Raw genomic sequence first — 19298 nt, forward strand, 5'->3', positions numbered from 1 at the left:
ACGCCCCGACGGGCTGCGCGCATGGCCGGCCGTCATGCTCAGCCCCCAGTCCAGCCCACAAATGCCACAATGATCAGATTGCGCGCCGCCGCCGCGGTGGCAAGGCGGCGCGCCGCTCCTCCAGGAAGACTCGCATGTCCGCATCGCTGAAAATTGGATTGATGGGCTACGGCTTCGCCGGCGCGACGTTTCACGCACCGGTGATCGAACACTGCGGACGCGCGAGGGTCGCCGCGATTGCGACCGGGCAATCCGAGCGCGCGCACGCCGACTATCCGCACGCGAAAATCGTCGCCGATCTCGACGCGCTGCTTGCGCTCGACGACATCGACTGCGTCGTGATCGCGACGCCCAACGACACCCACTTCGACCTCGCGCGCCGCACCCTCGAAGCCGGCAAGCATGTGGTCGTCGACAAGCCTGTCACGCTGAGCGCCGCCGACGCCCACACGCTTGCCAATATCGCGCTCGCGCGCGGCAAGCTGTTCGCGCCCTTTCACAACCGCCGCTGGGACGGCGATTTTCTGACCGTGCGCGATCTGCTCGCGCGCGTGGAACTGGGTCGCCTCACGCAGTACGAATCGCATTTCGACCGCTTCCGGCCGGGCGTGCGTCAGCGCTGGCGCGAAGACGTGACGCGCGGCGGCGGTCTGCTGTTCGATCTCGGTCCGCATCTGATCGACCAGGCGCTCGCCCTCTTCGGCGCGCCGCGGACCGTATCGGCGACGGTGCGCACCCATCGCGACGACGCAAGTGCACCCGACTACGTGCACATCCAGCTCGGCTACGACGAGTTCGAGGTCGTGCTGCACGCAAGCGCGTTGACCGCGTTGCCGGGACGGCGCTTTGCTATCCACGGCACGCGCGGCAGCTACGTGAAGTACGGCCTCGACACCCAGGAAGATCAGCTGAAAGCGGGCCTGCGCCCCGGCGACGCAGGCTTCGGCGCCGGCAACAGCCCCGGCATGCTGCGCGTGCTCGAAGGCGACGAGGAAGTCGAGTGCGAATTGCCGACCCGCAACGGCGAGTACGCAGGCTTCTATATTGCGTTGGCCGACGCGATCCAGAACCGCGTCGCATTTCCGATCAGCACGCGCGACGCGGTCGACGTGATGACGATCATCGACCTGGCCGCGCGCAGTTCCGAGCAGGGCGTGCGACTGCCGTTCGAGCGGATTCGCTGAACCCCGCCCCGCTGCGCGTCGACACCGCGCCACCACGATCTGTGTACCAAAAACGGGACGCCTTTAGCGCCGCGAAGGCTGTCGGCGCGGGCTTTCCTGACGCTCCGGAAAGGAACATAACGTTACAAATTCGCCCGCTGCCAGGTCAGCGGGCGTTCTTCGTCAGCCGTTGCTAATGAGGTAGCAACCCAACACGACAACGACTCCGGGAGAATCCATGTCTCGAATCATCCATGCCCTTGTTGTATGCGCGCTGCTCGGCTCCGTCGCCGCCTGCGTGGTAACGCCCCCGCCCGCGCCGCATCCGGGCCCGACTCCGCAGCAGATCGCGGACCAGCGTCTGCATCAGGTCGACGGCCGCATCGACAATCTCGCGCACCGTATCGATAACCGCGTGAATCAGGGCTATTACCCGCCGCCGCAAGGCGCCGCGCTGCATCACCGTCTCGAGACGATCCGCCAGGAAGCGCATGACATGGCCGCCCAGCATGGCGGCGGTTTGTCCGCGGAAGAACAGCGCGTGCTGAATCAGGAACTGGACAATGCGGCTCATGCGATCGGCGAGTGAGCCAGCGAGCAAGTGGTCAAACCGAATCGGCAAACGAGCCACCAGGTGAGCCCCCACTACCGCTCATCGTGCGGTCACGGATGGCACCGGGAGAAGCAACTGAAAAGCGCGGGCACCACGGTCCGCGCTTTTCTTTTTGACGCCCCCGAACAGCCACAGCCGGCCCCACACCGCTCCCGGGCCTTTATTTGACAAGCCCCGGCCCGTCGCGTAAATTCGCCGCACGCGTCGGGAGAGCGTGCTGGCAGGCGAAAAATCGCAGGCCGCGCCGCCGAAGGGGCACACCCGCAAACTCTCAGGCAAAAGGACCGACCGCGTCGAAAAACCCGTCTTCCGGCGGCTTTTTCGCACTCTGGAGAGCGGCAGTAGCCATCCGCGCGCACCTCGTGCACCGCAGGCAGGCTGCCCACCGAAGGGGCGCGCGTTTCACCGTGACGAATCGAGCTCATTGAGCCAGTCGCGGCGGCGCAATCTCTCAGGTATCGAGGACAGAGGGGTCATGCAGAACCACGCTCGCAGGCACACGGCCGCGAGGCAGTGCGCCGCATGGCCTTTTTTGTTTCGCGAGATGCCCGAGGCCCCATGACCGAACTCAAACACACCCCGCTCCACGCCGCTCACCGCGCGCTCAATGCTCGCATGGTCGACTTCGGCGGCTGGGACATGCCCGTCAACTACGGCTCGCAGATCGAGGAACATCGCGCGGTGCGCACCGACGCCGGCATGTTCGACGTGTCCCACATGTGCGTGGTCGACTTCACCGGCGAGCGCGTCCGCGCGTTCTTCGAATACGCGCTCGCGAACAACGTCGCGAAGCTGCAAACACCGGGCCGCGCGCTCTACTCCTGCATGCTGAATCCGAACGGCGGCGTGATCGACGATCTGATCGTCTATTACTTCGCCGAAGACCACTTCCGCGTGGTCGTCAACGCCGGCACCGCCGACAAAGACATCGCCTGGTTCGGCCAGCTCAACGCGGGCGGCTTCGGTCTCACCATCACGCCGCGCCGCGATCTGGCGATCGTCGCCGTGCAAGGCCCGAACGCACGCGAAAAGGCCTGGCAAACCGTGCCGGCCGCGCGCGCCGCGACTGAAGCGCTGAAGCCGTTCAACGCCGCGCGCGTCGACGGCACGCCGTTCGGCGAGCTGACCGTCGCGCGCACCGGCTATACCGGTGAAGACGGCTTCGAGATCATCGTGCCGGCTACCCACGTCGAAGCGCTGTGGAAGGCGCTCGCGGCCCACGGCGTGCGCCCGGCCGGTCTCGGCGCGCGCGATACGCTGCGCCTCGAAGCCGGCATGAACCTGTACGGCCAGGACATGGACGACAATGTCTCGCCGCTCGACGCCGGCCTCGCATGGACCGTCGACCTGGCCTCGCCGCGCGAGTTCGTCGGCAAGAGCAGCCTCGAAGCCGACGGCTCGCGCGCCGCGTTCGTCGGCCTGATCCTGCTGAAGGAAAACGGCAAGGCCGCGGGCGTGCTGCGCGCGCATCAGAAAGTCGTCACGCCGCACGGCGACGGCGAAATCACCAGCGGCACGTTCTCGCCGACCATGCAGGAATCGATCGCCTTTGCGCGCGTGCCGAAGGGCGTGCAGCCGGGCGACACCGTGCACGTCCAGATTCGCGACAAAGCCTGTCCCGCAAGCGTGGTAAAACTGCCGTTCGTGCGCAACGGCAAGGTGCTGGCGGTCTAAGCGGCCGGCGCGCGCCCCCACATTCAAACACTACCGAACATACCGTTCAGGAGCATCCAATGAGCATCCCGGCCGAACTGAAATACACCGAATCGCACGAATGGGTCCGCACCGAAGCGGACGGCACGCTGACGGTCGGCATCACCGACCACGCGCAGGAAGCGCTCGGCGACATCGTCTTCTTCGAAGTCCAGGAACTCGGCAAGTCCGTGACCGCGGGCGACACCGTCGCCGTGATCGAATCGGTGAAGGCCGCCTCCGATATCTACGCGCCGGTCTCGGGCGAAGTCATCGAGGCGAACACGACCGTCGCGGACTCGCCCGAAACCGTCAACAGCACGCCGTACGACAGCTGGCTGTTCAAGATCAAGCCGGCCGCCGATGCGTCGCTCGACCGCCTGCTCGACGCCGAGGCCTACGCGAAGTCGATCGGCGCCTGAGTCGCCTTTTGTTTTAACCGTCAGGCGCGGCGCTCGCACAACGGCGCGCCGCGCCGCCAGGAACACCCATGAAGCTCGAACACCCGGATCGTCTGATGAACCGCACTCCTCTCTCGCTCGCCGCGCTCGAAGTGCACGACGCCTTCGCCGAACGGCATATCGGCCCGGATACGGCCGACCAGCAAGCGATGCTCGAAGCACTCGGCTTCGCGTCGCGCGCGGCATTGATCGACGCCGTCATCCCGAAGACGATCCGCCGCACCGAAACGCTGCCGCTCGGCCCCTTCGCGCAACCGAAGAGCGAAGCCGAAGCGCTCGCCGCCTTGCGCGAGCTCGCGGACAAGAACCAGGTGTTCCGCTCCTACATCGGCCAGGGCTATTACAACGCCCATACGCCGACGGTGATCCTGCGCAACGTGCTCGAAAATCCGGCGTGGTACACCGCGTACACGCCGTACCAGCCTGAAATTTCCCAAGGCCGTCTGGAAGCGCTCCTGAACTTCCAGCAGATGGTCACCGACCTGACCGGCCTCGCGATCTCGAACGCATCGCTGCTCGACGAAGCGACCGCCGCCGCCGAAGCGATGACGCTGCTGCAACGCGTCGGCAAGCCGAAGTCGAACGTGTTCTTCGTTGCCGACGACGTGCTGCCGCAGACCATCGAGGTCGTGAAGACGCGCGCGACGCCGGTCGGCATCGAAGTGAAAGTCGGCCCGGCCGCTGAAGCCGCCGACGCCAACGCATTCGGCGTGCTGCTGCAATACCCGGGCGTGAACGGCGACGTGCGCGACTACCGCGCGCTGACCGAAGCGATCCACGCGGCGGGCGGCCATGTCGTCGTCGCCGCCGACCTGCTCGCGCTGACGCTGCTTACGCCGCCGGGCGAATGGGGCGCGGACGTCGCGGTCGGCAATACGCAGCGTTTCGGCGTGCCGGTCGGCTTCGGCGGCCCGCATGCCGCGTACCTCGCGGTGCGCGACGAATTCAAGCGGCAAATGCCGGGACGTCTGGTCGGCGTAACCGTCGACGCGCAAGGCAACCCCGCGCTGCGTCTCGCGCTGCAAACGCGCGAGCAACACATCCGCCGCGAGAAGGCGACCTCGAACGTGTGCACCGCGCAGGCGCTGCTCGCGATCATGGCGAGCATGTACGCGGTCTATCACGGCCCGCGTGGCCTGAAGACGATCGCACTGCGCGTCAATCGCATCGCCACGCTGCTCGCCGAAGGCGCGAAGCAGCTTGGCTATCAGCTCGTCAACGAAACTTTCTTCGACACGCTCACGTTCGACACCGGCGCCCGCACGCAAGCGCTGCACGACGCGGCTACGGCCAGGCGCATCAACCTGCGCCACGTGAGCGCGACGCAAGTCGGCCTGTCGATCGACGAAACCACCACGCGCCACGATCTGGCCGACCTGCTCGCGGTGTTCGCTCAAGCGGCCTTCACGAGCGACGTGCCGCAAGTCGACGCGCTCGACACCGCGCTCAACGCATCGAACTCTGCGTCGGTGCCGGCCGCGCTCGAACGCACGAGCGCGTACCTGACGCATCACGTGTTCAACCGTCATCATTCGGAAACGGAAATGCTGCGCTATCTGCGCAGTCTGTCGGACAGGGATCTCGCGCTCGATCGCTCGATGATCCCGCTCGGCTCCTGCACGATGAAGCTGAATGCGACGTCGGAAATGCTGCCGGTCACGTGGCCCGAGTTCGGCCAGATCCATCCGTTCGCACCGACCGAACAAACCGTCGGCTACCGCGAGATGATCGATCAGCTCGAAGAGATGCTGGTCGCCGCGACCGGCTATGCGGCCGTGTCGCTGCAGCCGAACGCGGGCTCGCAGGGCGAGTACGCGGGTCTTTTGATCATCCACGCCTATCACGCGTCGCGCGGCGAAGCGCATCGCGATGTCTGTCTGATTCCCGCTTCGGCGCACGGCACGAACCCGGCGTCGGCGCAAATGGCCGGCATGCAGGTCGTGGTCGTGGCATGCGACGCGCAGGGCAACGTCGATATCGAAGACCTGAAGAAGAAGGCCGCACAGCACGCCGATAAGCTCGCGGCGATCATGATCACGTACCCGTCGACGCACGGCGTGTTCGAGCAGAACGTCCGCGAAATCTGCGAGATCGTGCATGCGCACGGCGGCCAGGTGTACGTGGACGGCGCGAACATGAACGCGATGGTCGGCCTGTGCGCGCCGGGTCAGTTCGGCGGCGACGTCTCGCACCTGAACCTGCACAAGACCTTCTGCATTCCGCACGGCGGCGGCGGACCGGGCGTCGGTCCGGTCGCGGTCGGCGCGCATCTCGCGCAGTTCCTGCCGAACCAGACTTCGTCGGGCTACCAGCGCTCGGAGGATGGCATCGGCGCGGTGTCGGCCGCGCCGTACGGCTCGGCGTCGATCCTGCCGATCTCGTGGATGTACATCGCGATGATGGGCGCGAAGAACCTGAGCGCCGCGACCGAAACCGCGATCCTCAACGCGAACTACGTCGCCAACAAGCTCGCGCCGCACTATCCGGTGTTGTACTCGGGCCCCGGCGGCCTCGTCGCACACGAGTGCATTCTCGATCTGCGTCCGATCAAGGACACGAGCGGCATCACCGTCGACGACGTCGCGAAGCGCCTCGCCGACTATGGCTTCCACGCGCCGACGATGAGCTTCCCGGTACCGGGCACGCTGATGGTCGAACCGACCGAGTCGGAGTCGAAGGAAGAGCTCGACCGCTTCATCGAGGCGATGATTGCGATCCGCGAGGAAATCCGCGCGGTCGAGGAAGGCCGCGCGGAGCGCGAGGACAATCCGCTGAAGCACGCGCCGCACACGGCGGCGGTCGTGATCTCGGACGACTGGAAGCACGCGTATGCGCGCGAGACCGCCGCCTACCCGCTGAAGACGCTGATCGCGAACAAGTACTGGCCGCCGGTCGGTCGCGCGGACAACGTGTACGGCGATCGCAACCTGTTCTGCTCGTGCGTGCCGATCGCCGATTACGAGTAAGCAGCGCGAGTCGGCGAGACGTCATGCGCGGCTCTGTGTAGGTCCGTCGGCGTCCGCGAGCGGTCCACCCGCGGTCCTGTCGTTGAAAGCCGCAACCGGCTAACATCACACACCGAATCAGCCTAACGAGGAGTTTCGCATGGCGCGAAAGGTGCGATTGATGCAAAGCCGGGCCGAGGCGGCAGGCGTCCGTCCGTGGGGGCCCGCTTACGCGGTACTGTTGGCCGCAGCGGCCGCGTTGCTGCCGCTGCGCGCGGCGCAGGCCGCGATGAATTTCTGCGCGGCGCCGGCGCTGCAAACGAGCGAGCGCACCAATGCCGACCCCGGCGTCAAGGCGCTCGTCGCCAACGTGCAGGCCCATCTGAACGAGCAGCCGCATGCGCTCGCCAAATTGCACACCGAGGGCACGCTGCCGCACGAGGGCATCTACGATCAGAGCGTCGAAGCGGAGAAGGATCTCGACCTGCTGCGCGACGCCGCGCTCGCGTGGCGCGCGACCAGCGACGACCGCTTCCTGAAGCTCGTCGACCGTCTGCTGTACGCGTGGGTCACGACCTATCAGCCGAGCTTCGATCCGATCGACGAAACGCGTTTCGAAGGTCTGATCCTCGCGTACGACATGACCGCGAGCGCGTTGCCCGTCAAAACGCGCAACGCGGCGATGGCGTTTCTGACGAAGCTCGCGAACGGCTACATCGCGCAGATCGACGCGCAGCCGCGGCCGCTCACGGGCACGTTCCGCAACAATTGGCAAAGCCACCGCATCAAGCTGATCGCGATGGCGGCATTCACGCTCGACAACCGCAAGATGATCAACGCCGCGCAGCGGCTGTTCGTCGAGCATATCGGCGACAACATCGCCCCGGACGGCTCGACGATCGACTTCGGCGAGCGCGATGCGCTGCACTACGTGACCTACGATCTGCAACCGCTGGTGACGGCCGCGCTCGCCGCGCGCCGCCACAACCGCAACTGGCTGCAAGAAAAGGGCGCGAACGGCGCGACGCTGCTCGCCGCGCTGAATTGGCTCGTGCCGTTTGCTACCGGCGCTCAGACGCATGAGGAATTCGTGCATTCGAACGTCGCGTTCGATGCAAAACGTCGCGAGGCCGGCTTGCCCGGCTATTCGGGTCAGTGGGATCCGAAGAACGCGACGGAACTGTTTCACCTGGCGGCCCGTCTCGACGGACGCTTTACGCCAGTCGCGCTGCAGCTCGCACCGACGCCGCCCGCGTGGCTCGCCGTGTGCTTGCCGCTGCCGGCGCGCTAAACTCTTTATCTATAGGCAGGGAGCAGTACATGGCAGTCAGCGTCTTCGATCTCTTCAAAATCGGCATTGGTCCGTCGAGCTCGCACACGGTCGGGCCGATGCGCGCGGCGCTGATGTTCGTCCAGGGACTCGAGCGCGACGGGCTGCTCGCTTCCACCGCATCGGTGAAGGCGGAGCTGTACGGCTCGCTCGGCGCGACCGGCAAGGGCCACGGCACCGATCGCGGCGTCATGCTGGGCCTGATGGGCGACGCGCCCGACACCGTCGATCCCGAGACGATCGCGCAACGGCTCGAAGCAGTGCGCACGTCGCGCCAACTCGCGCTGCTCGGCACGCACGAGGTGCCCTTCGTGCAGAAAGAGCACATCGCGTTTTATCGTCAGGCGCTGCCCGAGCATCCGAACGGCCTGAAGCTGTTCGCCTTCGATGCGCAAGGGGCAACGCTGCGCGAGTCGACCTATCTGTCGGTCGGCGGCGGCTTCGTCGTGACGGCCGGCGCGCCGAACACGAAGGTATTGAGCGCCGTCGATCAGCTTCCGCATTCGTTCCGTACCGGCAACGAATTGCTCGCACTGTGTGCGGCGAGCGGCAAGAGCATCGCGCAGCTGATGTGGGAAAACGAGCGCGTCTGGCACAGCGAGGAAGAGACGCGCGCGGGTCTGCTGAAGATCTGGGACGTGATGCAATCATGCGTCGCGCGCGGATGCGGCATCAACAATCCCGATGCCGATGGTCACTTGCCCGGACCTTTCCAGGTGAAGCGGCGCGCGCCGCAGCTGTATCGCGCGTTGACGGGCAACCCTGAGCGCGCCTTGCAGGATCCGCTGTCCATGGTCGACTGGATCAACCTGTACGCGATCGCCGTCAACGAAGAGAACGCGGCGGGCGGGCGCGTCGTCACCGCGCCGACCAATGGCGCGGCCGGCATCATTCCGGCGGTACTGCATTACTACACGCGCTTCATGCCGGGCGCGAACGAGCAGGGCGTGATCGACTTCCTGATGACGGCCGCCGCGATCGGCATCCTGTACAAGCTGAATGCGTCGATCTCCGGTGCGGAGGTGGGCTGTCAGGGTGAAGTCGGCGTCGCATGCTCGATGGCCGCGGGCGCGCTGGCCGCCGTAATGGGCGGCACGCCGAAGCAGGTCGAGAACGCCGCGGAAATCGGCATGGAGCACAACCTCGGGCTCACCTGCGATCCGGTCGGCGGCATGGTGCAGATTCCGTGCATCGAGCGCAACGCGATGGCATCGGTGAAGGCGGTCAATGCCGCACGCATGGCGTTGCGCGGCGACGGCAGCCACTACGTGTCGCTCGATTCGGTGATCAAGACGATGCGCGAAACCGGCGCGGACATGAAGACCAAGTACAAGGAAACGTCGCGCGGCGGCCTCGCGGTAAATATCGTCGAGTGTTGAGTCGCTGAGCGCGGCATTCAATTGCGTGCGATCGCATCGGAAAAGCGCGGGCCCTGCGGCTCGCGTTTTCATTTGCGCGATCGTGTTGCGCGCACGCCGATCGAACCGTTGCGCTGCGCCATGACAACGCCCACATGCTCGGCGTAAGCTGTCGAAGCGCCCATCGGCCGCTGTTGCACGTTCCGCCGATGCGGCTCCATCCCAACGCACCCACGCACTGCCAGGAGGCTTCTTCGCAATGTCGCTGCCGAATGCTCCCGCTTCCAATTCCGTTATCGCTTCCCATACCGCACGCACGACCGGCGCGCGCCTCGTCGTCGAGGCGTTGCTCACACACGGCGTCGAGCGCGTGTTCTGCGTCCCCGGCGAAAGCTTTCTCGCCGTGCTCGATTCGCTGCACGACGAAACCGGGCGCATCCAGACGATCGTCTGCCGTCACGAAGCCGCGGCCGCGAACATGGCCGAAGCGCTCGGCAAGCTGACCGGCCGCCCGGGTGTCGCACTCGTCACGCGCGGGCCGGGCGCGACGCATGCGTCGATCGGCGTTCACACTGCGTTTCAGGACTCGACGCCGATGATTCTGCTGATCGGTCAGTGCGCGCGCGAACATCTCGATCGCGAGGCCTTTCAGGAGATCGACTACCGGCGCATGTTCGGTCAGATGGCGAAATGGGTCGCGCAGATCGACGACCCGAAGCGCATCCCCGAATATCTGAGCCATGCGTTTCATACGGCCACCTCGGGGAGGCCCGGGCCGGTCGTGCTGGCGCTGCCCGAAGACGTGCTGAGCGACGCCTGCGACGCGGTACCTGGCGCACCCGCTTATCACCGCGTGGCGGCGTCGCCATCGGCCGCGCAGATCGCGAAGCTGCGCGAGTTGCTCGAAGGCGCGCAACGGCCGATGGTGATCGCCGGCGGCAGCGGCTGGACAGCGGCCGCATGCGCGGACCTGCGGCGTTTCATCGAAAACTGGCAGTTGCCGATTGGCCTCGCGTTCCGCTTCCAGGACACCTTCGACAACGAGCATCCGAACTACGCGGGCGACGTCGGTCTCGGCATCAACCCGGCGCTCGCGCAGCGCATTCGCGACGCGGACTTGCTGCTCGCGCTCGGTCCGCGCCTCGGCGAAGCGACGACCAACGGCTACACGCTGCTCGACATCCCGAAGACGAAGCAGACGCTCGTGCACGTGCATCAGGGCGCGGAAGAACTGGGCCGCGTATATGCGGCCGATCTGCCGATCGTCTCGGGCATGCCTGAGCTTGCGGCGATGCTTGCGGAACTGCAACCGTCGTCGTCCGGCAGGCTCGCCTGGGCGGGTGCCGCTGAGGAAGCGCATCGCGCGTATCTGGATTGGCGCAAGCCGCGCCCAATTCCCGGCGACGTGCAGATGGGCGAAGTGATCCAGCAGTTACGCGCCCACTTGCCCGACGACGCGATCCTCACGAATGGCGCGGGCAATTACGCGACGTGGCTGCATCGGCATTTCTCGTATCGGCACTTCCGTTCTCAGCTCGCGCCGACGAGCGGCGCGATGGGCTACGGCGTGCCGGCGGCGCTCGCGGCAAAGTCGCTGTATCCACAGCGCGCGGTGGTCGCGCTCGCCGGCGACGGCTGCTTCATGATGGCCGCGCAGGAGCTCGCGACAGCGATGCAGTACGACCTGCGCGTGCTGTTCATCGTCGTCAACAACAGCCAATTCGGGACGATCCGCATGCATCAGGAGCGACACTATCCGCATCGCGTGCATGGCACCGGCCTCACGAATCCGGACTTCGCGGCATTCGCGCGATCGTTCGGCGCGCATGGCGAAACCGTTGAACGTACCGGGGATTTTCTGCCGGCGTTGCAACGCGCGATCGAATCGCAGCTGCCGGCCGTGATCGAAATTCGCATGCCGCAGGAAGCGAGCACGCCCGCGGCGACGCTCGAGATGATTCGTGAGCAGGGGAGGAAGATGCGCGGGCAGTGAAAATCGCCACGTGGCCTGACAGCGTGTCGAACGCGCCGCCTATAAAAAAACCCCGCCAGAGCGGGGTTTTCTATCAACCGTAGTCAGCAAAAAACTTACTTGCCGCCCACGCTTTGCAGCGTCGTCCACTTGCCATCGACGACCTTGTACAGCGTGATACCACCGTTCTTCAGATCGCCGCGCGCGTCGTACGCGAGGTTGGCCGACGTCACGGCCGGCTTCGACGTCTTGGCGAGCACCGGCAGGTACTTGGCAGGATCGGTCGAGTTCGCGTTCTTCATCGCGGTGAACATTGCCATCGCGCCATCGAACGCGTACGGCGAGTACGTTTGCACGTCTTCGTTGAAGCGCGCCTTGTACTTCTCGACGTATGCCTTGCCGCCCGGCATTTCTTCGAGCGGCAGACCGGCGAGCGAAGCCACCGTGCCGTTCGCCGCATCGCCGGCGAGCTTGATGAAGGTCGGCGTGTGGACCATTTCGCCGCCCATCAGCGGCGCCTTCACGCCGAGCTGCTTCATCTGCTTGACCATCGGTGCTGCTTGCGAATCCGCGCCGCCGTAATAGATCAGATCCGGGTTCGACGACTTCAGCTTGGTCAGGATCGACTTGAAGTCGACGGCCTTGTCGTTCGTGTATTCACGATCGACGATCGTCGCGCCTGCCGCCTTCGCAGCCTTCTCGAACTGATCCGCAAGACCCTGGCCGTAAGCGGTGCGATCGTCGACGATCGCGATCTTCTTCATGCCGAGGTTCTTCACCGCGAACGCGCCAGCGACCGAGCCTTGCTGCGTGTCGGACGTCATCATGCGGAAGGTGGTCTTGAAGCCCTGCTGCGTGTATTCCGGCGCCGTCGCCATCGCGATCTGCGGAATGCCCGCGTTCGCGTAGATGCGCGAGGCCGGAATCGTCGTGCCCGAGTTGAAGTGGCCCAGCATGCCCTTGATGCCGTCATCCACGAGCTTTTGCGCGACCGTCGTGCCGGTGCGCGGGTCGGCCTGGTCGTCGGCCGAGTCGAGCACGATGCGAACCTGCTTGCCGCCGATCACCGGCTTCGTCGCGTTGAACTCTTCGACCGCGAGCGTGATGCCGTTCTGGAAGTCCTTGCCATAGTGCGCCTGTGCGCCCGTCATCGGACCGGCGAAACCGATCTTCACGTCTTCCGTCGATTGAGCGTTGGCCGTCCCCGCCAGCGACATGGCGGCAACCAGAGCTGCGCCTGCCAGCTGTTTCATTTTGTGTTGCATAGCTTCTCCTTGATACCAGGTGTGGATAAAGCGGTGTCGGGGTCGCCGTGCCGCTTCCTTTCTATTGAAGAAATCGCCGAGGTTCGCTCAACCGATCGTCATCAAATTCGCATTGCCGCCTGCCGCCGCGGTATTCACGCTGACCGAGCGCTCGGTAAGCAGACGCTCGAGCGCGTAGTCCTCGTCGCCGCTCGCGAGCGCACGGGCCGCGACGCCCTGCACCGACACGATCGGCCCCGCGCGCTTCGCCACCTCCTTCACGAGCGCGAGCAGCTCATCGCTGTCGCCTTCGAACAGCACGGCGTCGAACGGCGCGTCGGCGCTCTTCTTCACGCTCGCGTGGGCCTTCAGCGACGCCGGCAATTGCGAAACCAATTGTTCACCGGCCGCGCCCTCGAACAACGCACGATTTCCCGTAGCCAGCGCCGCCGCGAACTGCACGCGCGCGCCGCTCGCCGTCGACGCGATACACAGCACCGTGCCGCGCGGGCCCAGCGTGTACGTATTGCGCTCGCCGGTCGGCCCCGACAGTACCGCGGTCGCGCCCGCCGGCACATGCGACAGATAGCCGTCGCAACGCGCGGCAAGCTGCGGCTCGCGCTCGGCGATCAGCCAGTCGCGCAACACGCTCAGCGCGGCCACCGGATTGTCGCCCTGTTCTGCAGCCTGCGCCGCCTGCGGTACTTCGACCACCAGCGCCTGCGCGAGCGACTTCGGCAAACCAGCCGGACGCGTTGCGAGCAGACGCTGCAGATATAACGCACCGCCGGCCTTCGGCCCCGTACCCGACAGTCCTTCGCCACCGAACGGCTGCACCCCGACCACCGCGCCGATCACGTTGCGGTTCACGTAGATGTTGCCTACGTGTGCGCGGCTGATCACGTGCGCGATCGTTTCGTCGATGCGCGTGTGGATGCCGAGCGTCAAACCGTAACCCGTCGCGCGAATCTGTTCGAGCAGCTTGTCGAGCTGGCTGCGGCGATAGCGCACCACGTGCAGCACCGGACCGAACACTTCGCGCTTCAGCTCGTCGATGCTGTCGAGCTCGATCAGCGTCGGCGGCACGAAAGTACCCTGCGTCGCGCCCTCCGGCAGCGGCAGTTGCTCGACCTTGCGGCCCTTGTCGCGCATCGCCGCGATGTGGGCGTCGATGCTGCGCTTCGCGTCCAGGTCGATCACCGGGCCGACGTCGGTCGACAGCCGATCCGGGTTGCCGAGCGCGAGTTCGCGCATCGCGCCCGTCAGCATTTCGAGCGTGCGGTCCGCGACATCGTCCTGCAGACAAAGAACGCGCAACGCCGAACACCGTTGACCGGCGGAGTCGAAAGACGACTGCAGCACGTCGGCGACGACCTGCTCGGCGAGCGCCGACGAGTCGACGATCATCGCGTTCTGGCCGCCGGTTTCGGCGATCAGCGGAATCGGCTTGCCATCCGGATCGAGTCGGCCGGACAGCGTCTTGTTGATCAGACGCGCGACTTCGGTCGAGCCGGTGAACATCACCGCACGCGTGCGCGGATCGGCGACCAGCGCGGCTCCGACCGTCTCGCCATTGCCCGGCAGCAGTTGCACCGCGCCCGCCGGCACGCCCGCTTCGCGCAGAATTCGCACCGCTTGAGCTGCGATCAGCGGCGTCTGCTCGGCCGGTTTCGCGAGCACCGTGTTGCCGGCCGCGAGCGCGGCGGCCACCTGGCCCATGAAAATCGCCAGCGGGAAATTCCACGGGCTGATACAGACCACCGGACCGAGCGGCCGATGCGTGTCGTTCGAAAACTCGTCGCGGATCTGCGTCGAGTAGTAGCGCAGGAAGTCGATCGCTTCGCGGATTTCCGCGACCGCGTTGGCGAGCGATTTGCCCGCTTCGCGCACCACGAGGCCCATCAGCGTGTGCATCTGCGCTTCGAGCAGATCCGCGGCACGCGCGAGGCAATCCGCGCGCGCCTCGACCGGCGTCGCCTGCCAGATCGGCGCGGCGGCCACCGCATGGCCGAGCGCGGCGCTCACGTGCTCCGCCGTCGCTTCGACGACCGTGCCGACGAGATCACGATGGTCGGCCGGGTTGCGCACGTCGCGCCCGGCGCCGACGGCGATCTGGTTGTCTTCGAGCATCGGCGCGGCGCGCCACGGATGATGCGCGCTCGCGAGCAGCGCCGACGACAGCGACGCGAGCCGATGCTCGTTCGACAGATCGAAGCCCATCGAATTGAGCCGTTGCGCGCCATACAGATTGCGCGGCAGCGGAATGCGCGCGTGCGGCGCGCCGAGCGGCACGATTCTCGACGCTTCCTCGACCGGATCGGCGACCAGCTCCTTGATCGCGACGGATTCGTCGGCGATGCGGTTCACGAACGACGTGTTCGCGCCGTTCTCGAGCAGCCGGCGCACGAGGTACGCGAGCAGCGTCTCATGTGTACCGACCGGTGCGTACACGCGGCACGGGCGGTTCAGCTTGTCGCGGCCGGTGACTTCTTCGTAGAGCTGCTCGCCCATGCCGTGCAGGCACTGGAACTCGTACTGGCCGGGGTAGTAGTTATTGCCTGCGAGCTGATAGATCACCGACAGCGTGTGCGCGTTGTGCGTCGCGAACTGCGGATAGACGGCATCGGGCGCGCCGAGCAGTTTCTTCGCGCAGGCGAGGTACGACACGTCGGTGTAGACCTTGCGCGTGTAGACCGGATAGCCTTCGAGGCCGTCGACCTGCGCGCGCTTGATTTCCGTATCCCAGTACGCGCCCTTCACGAGCCGCACCATGACACGGTGACGGCTGCGGCGCGCCAGATCGATCAGGTAGTCGATCACGAACGGGCAGCGCTTCTGATACGCCTGCACGACGAAGCCGATGCCGTTCCAGCCTTGCAGCTCAGGATCGAAGCACAGCGCTTCGAGCAGGTCGAGCGAGAGTTCGAGGCGGTCGGCTTCTTCGGCGTCGATATTGAGGCCGATGTCGTAGCGGCGCGCAAGGATCGCGAGCGAACGCACGCGCGGCAGCAGCTCGCTCATCGTGCGTTCCTGCTGCGCGCGCGAGTAGCGCGGGTGCAGCGCCGACAGCTTGATCGAGATGCCGGGACCTTCGTAGATGCCGCGGCCGCCCGCGGCCTTGCCGATCGCGTGGATCGCCTGCTCGTACGACGCGTAGTAGCGCTGCGCGTCGGCCTCGGTGGTGGCCGCTTCGCCGAGCATGTCGTATGAATAGCGGAAACCGCGCGCCTCGTACTTGCGGCTGTTCGCGAGCGCTTCGGAAATGTTCTCGCCGGTCACGAACTGCTCGCCCATCAGGCGCATCGCCATGTCGACGCCCTTGCGGATCAGCGGCTCGCCGCCCTTGCCGATCAGGCGCGTGAGCGCCGACGACAGGCTCGTCTCGCTATTGGTCGTCACCAGCTTGCCGGTGATCATCAGGCCCCAGGTCGCCGCGTTGACGAACAGCGACGGCGCCTGGCCGACGTGCGATTTCCAGTCGCCCTTGCTGATCTTGTCGCGGATCAGCGCGTCGCGGGTCGCGCGGTCGGGAATGCGCAGCAGCGCCTCGGCGAGGCACATCAGTGCGACGCCTTCCTGGCTCGACAGCGAAAACTCGTGGATCAGCCCTTCGACGCCGCCGCCCTTGCTCTTCGAGCGCAGCGTTTCGACGAGCTTGCCGGCCATTGCCTGCACGTCGCCGGCGAGGTTGGCCGGCAGACGCGCCTGGCCGAGCAGGAACGGCACGCACTCAGGTTCAGGGCGGCGATACGCGGCGGTGATCGCCGCGCGCAGCACCGACTGCGGTTGCACGTTCTGCGCGAAATCGAGGAACGGATGGGACGCGCCGTCTTCCTCGTTCTCGACCGCCGCGCCGTCGGCGAGATCGGCCGTGCCGGTCGCGCCTGACAGTTCGGGCGGCAACTGGCCGTGCTCGATCTTTTCGAGGTAGGCGAAAATCGCCTGCTTGATCAACCAGTGCGGGGTGCGCTCGAGGCGGGTGGCGGCATCTTTGAGCCGGGAACGCAGGAGGTCGTCGACCTTGACGCCAAGGGTGGTGCTAGCCATGTTTCCTTCTCTGATATCGGGCGCGAGCCTGGCGAAAGACTAAAAGTTGGGCGAATCGTACGCCTCCAAATAAAAAGGTGCAACCAAATCGGCAGGTTGGTTGCACCCCGTCGGAAGCCTTATGGAACATGGGTTTCCGGGCGATGACCGACAGTCGAACCGGGGTGTTTTCGATCGGTACTTTCCCTGGCGTGATTCTTTCTGAAATAAGCCTTATCAAACGACTTCGCGCGCCGATATACAGAAGCACGAAGACGGACGGCCCGAAACGTCGGTTTCAGGGCACGCAGAAAAGATAAACGGGGTTCTCGAGGGTTGGTGTAATGGAAAAGTGGCTGGTAATACTGGGCATCTGGGCGCTGTGCGCGGCCTGTGCGGTGTTTTTCATTCGAGGCGCGACACGGGGCTCGAATCGGCGCGAAGAGGAGCGCAAGCGTGCGAGCGCGGCCTCGCGTGGATCGGCGGGCGATACGCGAAACGCGCTGAACGACTGAGATCAGGAGAGGCGCGCAACGGCTCATGAAGCCGGATGCGCGCGAATGTGGGGATTCGCGACTGGATTGGCGCGGGGGAGTTGCGCCTGAAGATCGCTGTTGGATCAGCGCGGCCCGAGCGACGGCGCAACCGGCTCGAACCGCGCACAGACATCGCCGGGCGATACCAACTGGTCATGCAGACCACACAGTCGGCTATCGGCGACGCTCGCGCCGAACCCTGAACTGAACACGGCAAGCCCTGGGATGCGCTGCTCGAGCGCATCCCGTTCGCTCACGCGATGCCGGCATGCGGCGCAGCAGGGCGCGTCCGCCGCGCAGCTGCGCTCTACGGCGCCTACGTATGGCGCAGCGCCGGCGCCACGATCCATCGAAATCTTCATGGCGTTATCCGAGGCTGTTCCAGTACGACGCGAACACGTGTGCGGACAGCGCGTAACCGATCGCGATATTGACCACCACGCCCGCCGTGAACGCGAGGAACGGCTTCAGACCGGTCGCGGCAAGCGAGCGCAAGCGCGTCGTCAGACCGATGCTCAGGAAGCAGAAGGTGAACGCCCACGTGCGCAGCACCGTGATCGGCGCGACGAACTCCGGCGTGACGACCTGACGGTAATCGGCGAATGAATAATGGCTCGCGATCCACGTGACCAACGCCGACGCGATCACGAAGCCGATCACGAACTTGGGGAAACGCGCCCAGATCTCACCGGCATTCGCGCGCGCGGCGACGCCGCTGTCCTGCGCTTCCCAGCGCGTCGTCGCGACGATTGCGAGCACGAACGCCCAGATGCCGATCCAGATGTCGCGGCCGACCACCTTCATCAGCGTGAAGGCCTGCAACGACGCTTCCGGCGCGCCGGCGATCGCGCCGCCTGCGTGGCGCGCGAAATCGCCGTAGGCCTGGGCGGCGGCGATGCCCGCGGCGTCGGCGAATTCGGAGGTGCCGATCCAGGCGCCGGCGACGGCCGTCGGCAGTCCGAGCGAGCGCGACGCGAACGGCAGCACGAAGATCATCACGATCGCCCACAGCACGACCAGCGTGATCGCGACCGACGCCTGCTCGCGTTTCGCCCGTACCGCGCCGGCAATCGCGATCGCTGCCGACACGCCGCACACCGCGCCGCCGACACCGAGCACGGCGGCAAAGCGTCGATCGAGTCCGAATGCTCGCGCAACGAGAAAGATCACGAAGAACGTCACCAATGACACGATGCTCGCCTGGACGACCGCGACCGGACCGGCCCACACGAGCAGCGTGAACGGCAGCGTCGCGCCGAGCAGCACGATACCGACCTTGATGTAAAACTCGACGCGCAGCCCGGCCGCGAGCCACTCCGGCAGCGTGAACAGGTTCGACACGAGCAGCCCGAGCGCGAGCGCGACGAGCGGCGGCTCGAGGTTGTACCTGGACGCGTCGACCCATGCGCCGAGCGTCAGAATCAGCGCGGAAGCGACGAACACCACGACGAACGCGGCGAGAAACGCGCCGACGCGCTGCCGGAGCAGGGCGACGCTCGCGCCGAACAGCACCGCGAATGTCGCGAATAGCGCGAAGTAGTTGGGTAGATGCTTGCCGATGTCCTGCGCGGCCTGCGCGACGCTCGACCATTTGGCCGGCGCGACCGCGAGCCACTTGATGCTGCTGCCCGACGCGAACAGCGCCCACGCGATCACGATCACGAGCAGGCCGACGCCCGCGGCGAGCCAGTCTTCGGTCAGCGAAAAGCCGCTGCCTCGTGCGGTTTGCGCGTCTTGTGTACCTTGCCGCTGACCCGGCGCGGCGCCCTCCGGCACGGTGTGATGGGTGTCGCTCATTGCAGATGCCCCACGAAAGTTGAGTGGCATCGGCGCGAAGTTATTGTCGTTTAGCCCCAAAATGCGCCGATTTGGCGACTATAGGCGAGCGGGATCGCAAAGCGAAACGATCATTCGCTCTATGGATATGACTCAAAGAAGTATGGCGGGCGTCATCTGGC

At 65.8% G+C, this 19298-nt stretch carries 13 protein-coding genes and 2 riboswitches; of the genes, 9 read left to right on the forward strand and 4 right to left on the reverse strand.

Annotated features, from left to right (window positions below; all coding sequences use genetic code 11):
• Positions 1-134 precede the first annotated feature (134 nt).
• The 8 genes from OKW37_RS03820 to OKW37_RS03855 all read left to right on the forward strand — a co-directional run bounded on the left by OKW37_RS03820 (position 135) and on the right by OKW37_RS03855 (position 11555).
• Positions 135-1184 carry an oxidoreductase gene (locus tag OKW37_RS03820; RefSeq protein WP_429407980.1) on the forward strand — a complete coding sequence of 350 codons (1050 nt, stop codon included), beginning with the start codon at positions 135-137 and terminating at the stop codon, positions 1182-1184.
• Positions 1185-1401: 217 nt separating this feature from the next.
• Positions 1402-1752, forward strand: a complete 351-nt coding sequence (locus OKW37_RS03825) for a hypothetical protein (protein WP_429407978.1) — start codon at positions 1402-1404, stop codon at positions 1750-1752.
• A 219-nt stretch (positions 1753-1971) separates the two neighbouring features.
• A riboswitch (glycine riboswitch) is annotated at positions 1972-2073 on the forward strand.
• Positions 2074-2094: 21 nt separating this feature from the next.
• A riboswitch (glycine riboswitch) is annotated at positions 2095-2254 on the forward strand.
• Positions 2255-2334: 80 nt separating this feature from the next.
• On the forward strand, positions 2335-3450 hold the full coding sequence (gene gcvT, locus OKW37_RS03830; RefSeq protein WP_429407976.1) for a glycine cleavage system aminomethyltransferase GcvT: 1116 nt from the start codon (positions 2335-2337) through the stop codon (positions 3448-3450).
• A gap of 59 nt (positions 3451-3509) precedes the next feature.
• On the forward strand, positions 3510-3890 hold the full coding sequence (gene gcvH, locus OKW37_RS03835) for a glycine cleavage system protein GcvH (protein ID WP_184003117.1): 381 nt from the start codon (positions 3510-3512) through the stop codon (positions 3888-3890).
• A 68-nt stretch (positions 3891-3958) separates the two neighbouring features.
• Entirely contained in the window at positions 3959-6895 is a 2937-nt protein-coding gene (gcvP, locus tag OKW37_RS03840; RefSeq protein WP_429407974.1) for an aminomethyl-transferring glycine dehydrogenase, read from the forward strand.
• 139 nt (positions 6896-7034) lie between these two features.
• Positions 7035-8165, forward strand: a complete 1131-nt coding sequence (locus OKW37_RS03845; protein ID WP_184061016.1) for an alginate lyase family protein — start codon at positions 7035-7037, stop codon at positions 8163-8165.
• A gap of 29 nt (positions 8166-8194) precedes the next feature.
• Positions 8195-9583 carry an L-serine ammonia-lyase gene (locus OKW37_RS03850; protein WP_090802417.1) on the forward strand — a complete coding sequence of 463 codons (1389 nt, stop codon included), beginning with the start codon at positions 8195-8197 and terminating at the stop codon, positions 9581-9583.
• 238 nt (positions 9584-9821) lie between these two features.
• On the forward strand, positions 9822-11555 hold the full coding sequence (locus OKW37_RS03855; protein WP_429407971.1) for a thiamine pyrophosphate-binding protein: 1734 nt from the start codon (positions 9822-9824) through the stop codon (positions 11553-11555).
• 95 nt (positions 11556-11650) lie between these two features.
• Here OKW37_RS03855 and OKW37_RS03860 read toward each other — a convergent pair whose 3' ends face one another.
• Complete coding sequence (locus OKW37_RS03860; protein WP_090802413.1) at positions 11651-12799, reverse strand: branched-chain amino acid ABC transporter substrate-binding protein; 1149 nt, start codon at positions 12797-12799, stop codon at positions 11651-11653.
• 87 nt (positions 12800-12886) lie between these two features.
• Positions 12887-16825, reverse strand: a complete 3939-nt coding sequence (gene putA, locus OKW37_RS03865; RefSeq protein WP_429407969.1) for a trifunctional transcriptional regulator/proline dehydrogenase/L-glutamate gamma-semialdehyde dehydrogenase — start codon at positions 16823-16825, stop codon at positions 12887-12889.
• Positions 16826-17148: 323 nt separating this feature from the next.
• Between putA and OKW37_RS03870 the strand changes: the two genes are divergently transcribed.
• Positions 17149-17319 carry a hypothetical protein gene (locus tag OKW37_RS03870; RefSeq protein WP_429335503.1) on the forward strand — a complete coding sequence of 57 codons (171 nt, stop codon included), beginning with the start codon at positions 17149-17151 and terminating at the stop codon, positions 17317-17319.
• A gap of 104 nt (positions 17320-17423) precedes the next feature.
• Here the strand turns inward: OKW37_RS03870 and OKW37_RS03875 are convergent, their stop codons facing one another.
• Positions 17424-17597 carry a hypothetical protein gene (locus OKW37_RS03875; protein ID WP_260321177.1) on the reverse strand — a complete coding sequence of 58 codons (174 nt, stop codon included), beginning with the start codon at positions 17595-17597 and terminating at the stop codon, positions 17424-17426.
• Between the two features lie 109 nt (positions 17598-17706).
• Positions 17707-19137, reverse strand: coding sequence for a YeiH family protein (locus OKW37_RS03880; RefSeq protein WP_429407966.1), 1431 nt, complete (start codon positions 19135-19137; stop codon positions 17707-17709).
• Positions 19138-19298: the final 161 nt, after the last annotated feature.

The organism is Paraburkholderia sp. MM5482-R2 (assembly GCF_050436125.1).
Classification (GTDB): Bacteria; Pseudomonadota; Gammaproteobacteria; order Burkholderiales; family Burkholderiaceae; genus Paraburkholderia; species Paraburkholderia tuberum.

Coding starts and splice junctions, on each gene's coding strand:
- OKW37_RS03820 (WP_429407980.1), top strand. CDS start 135: ATGTCCGCATCGCTGAAAATTGGATTGATGGGCTACGGCTTCGCCGGC.
- OKW37_RS03825 (WP_429407978.1), top strand. CDS start 1,402: ATGTCTCGAATCATCCATGCCCTTGTTGTATGCGCGCTGCTCGGCTCC.
- gcvT (WP_429407976.1), top strand. CDS start 2,335: ATGACCGAACTCAAACACACCCCGCTCCACGCCGCTCACCGCGCGCTC.
- gcvH (WP_184003117.1), top strand. CDS start 3,510: ATGAGCATCCCGGCCGAACTGAAATACACCGAATCGCACGAATGGGTC.
- gcvP (WP_429407974.1), top strand. CDS start 3,959: ATGAAGCTCGAACACCCGGATCGTCTGATGAACCGCACTCCTCTCTCG.
- OKW37_RS03845 (WP_184061016.1), top strand. CDS start 7,035: ATGGCGCGAAAGGTGCGATTGATGCAAAGCCGGGCCGAGGCGGCAGGC.
- OKW37_RS03850 (WP_090802417.1), top strand. CDS start 8,195: ATGGCAGTCAGCGTCTTCGATCTCTTCAAAATCGGCATTGGTCCGTCG.
- OKW37_RS03855 (WP_429407971.1), top strand. CDS start 9,822: ATGTCGCTGCCGAATGCTCCCGCTTCCAATTCCGTTATCGCTTCCCAT.
- OKW37_RS03860 (WP_090802413.1), bottom strand. CDS start 12,799: ATGCAACACAAAATGAAACAGCTGGCAGGCGCAGCTCTGGTTGCCGCC.
- putA (WP_429407969.1), bottom strand. CDS start 16,825: ATGGCTAGCACCACCCTTGGCGTCAAGGTCGACGACCTCCTGCGTTCC.
- OKW37_RS03870 (WP_429335503.1), top strand. CDS start 17,149: ATGGAAAAGTGGCTGGTAATACTGGGCATCTGGGCGCTGTGCGCGGCC.
- OKW37_RS03880 (WP_429407966.1), bottom strand. CDS start 19,137: ATGAGCGACACCCATCACACCGTGCCGGAGGGCGCCGCGCCGGGTCAG.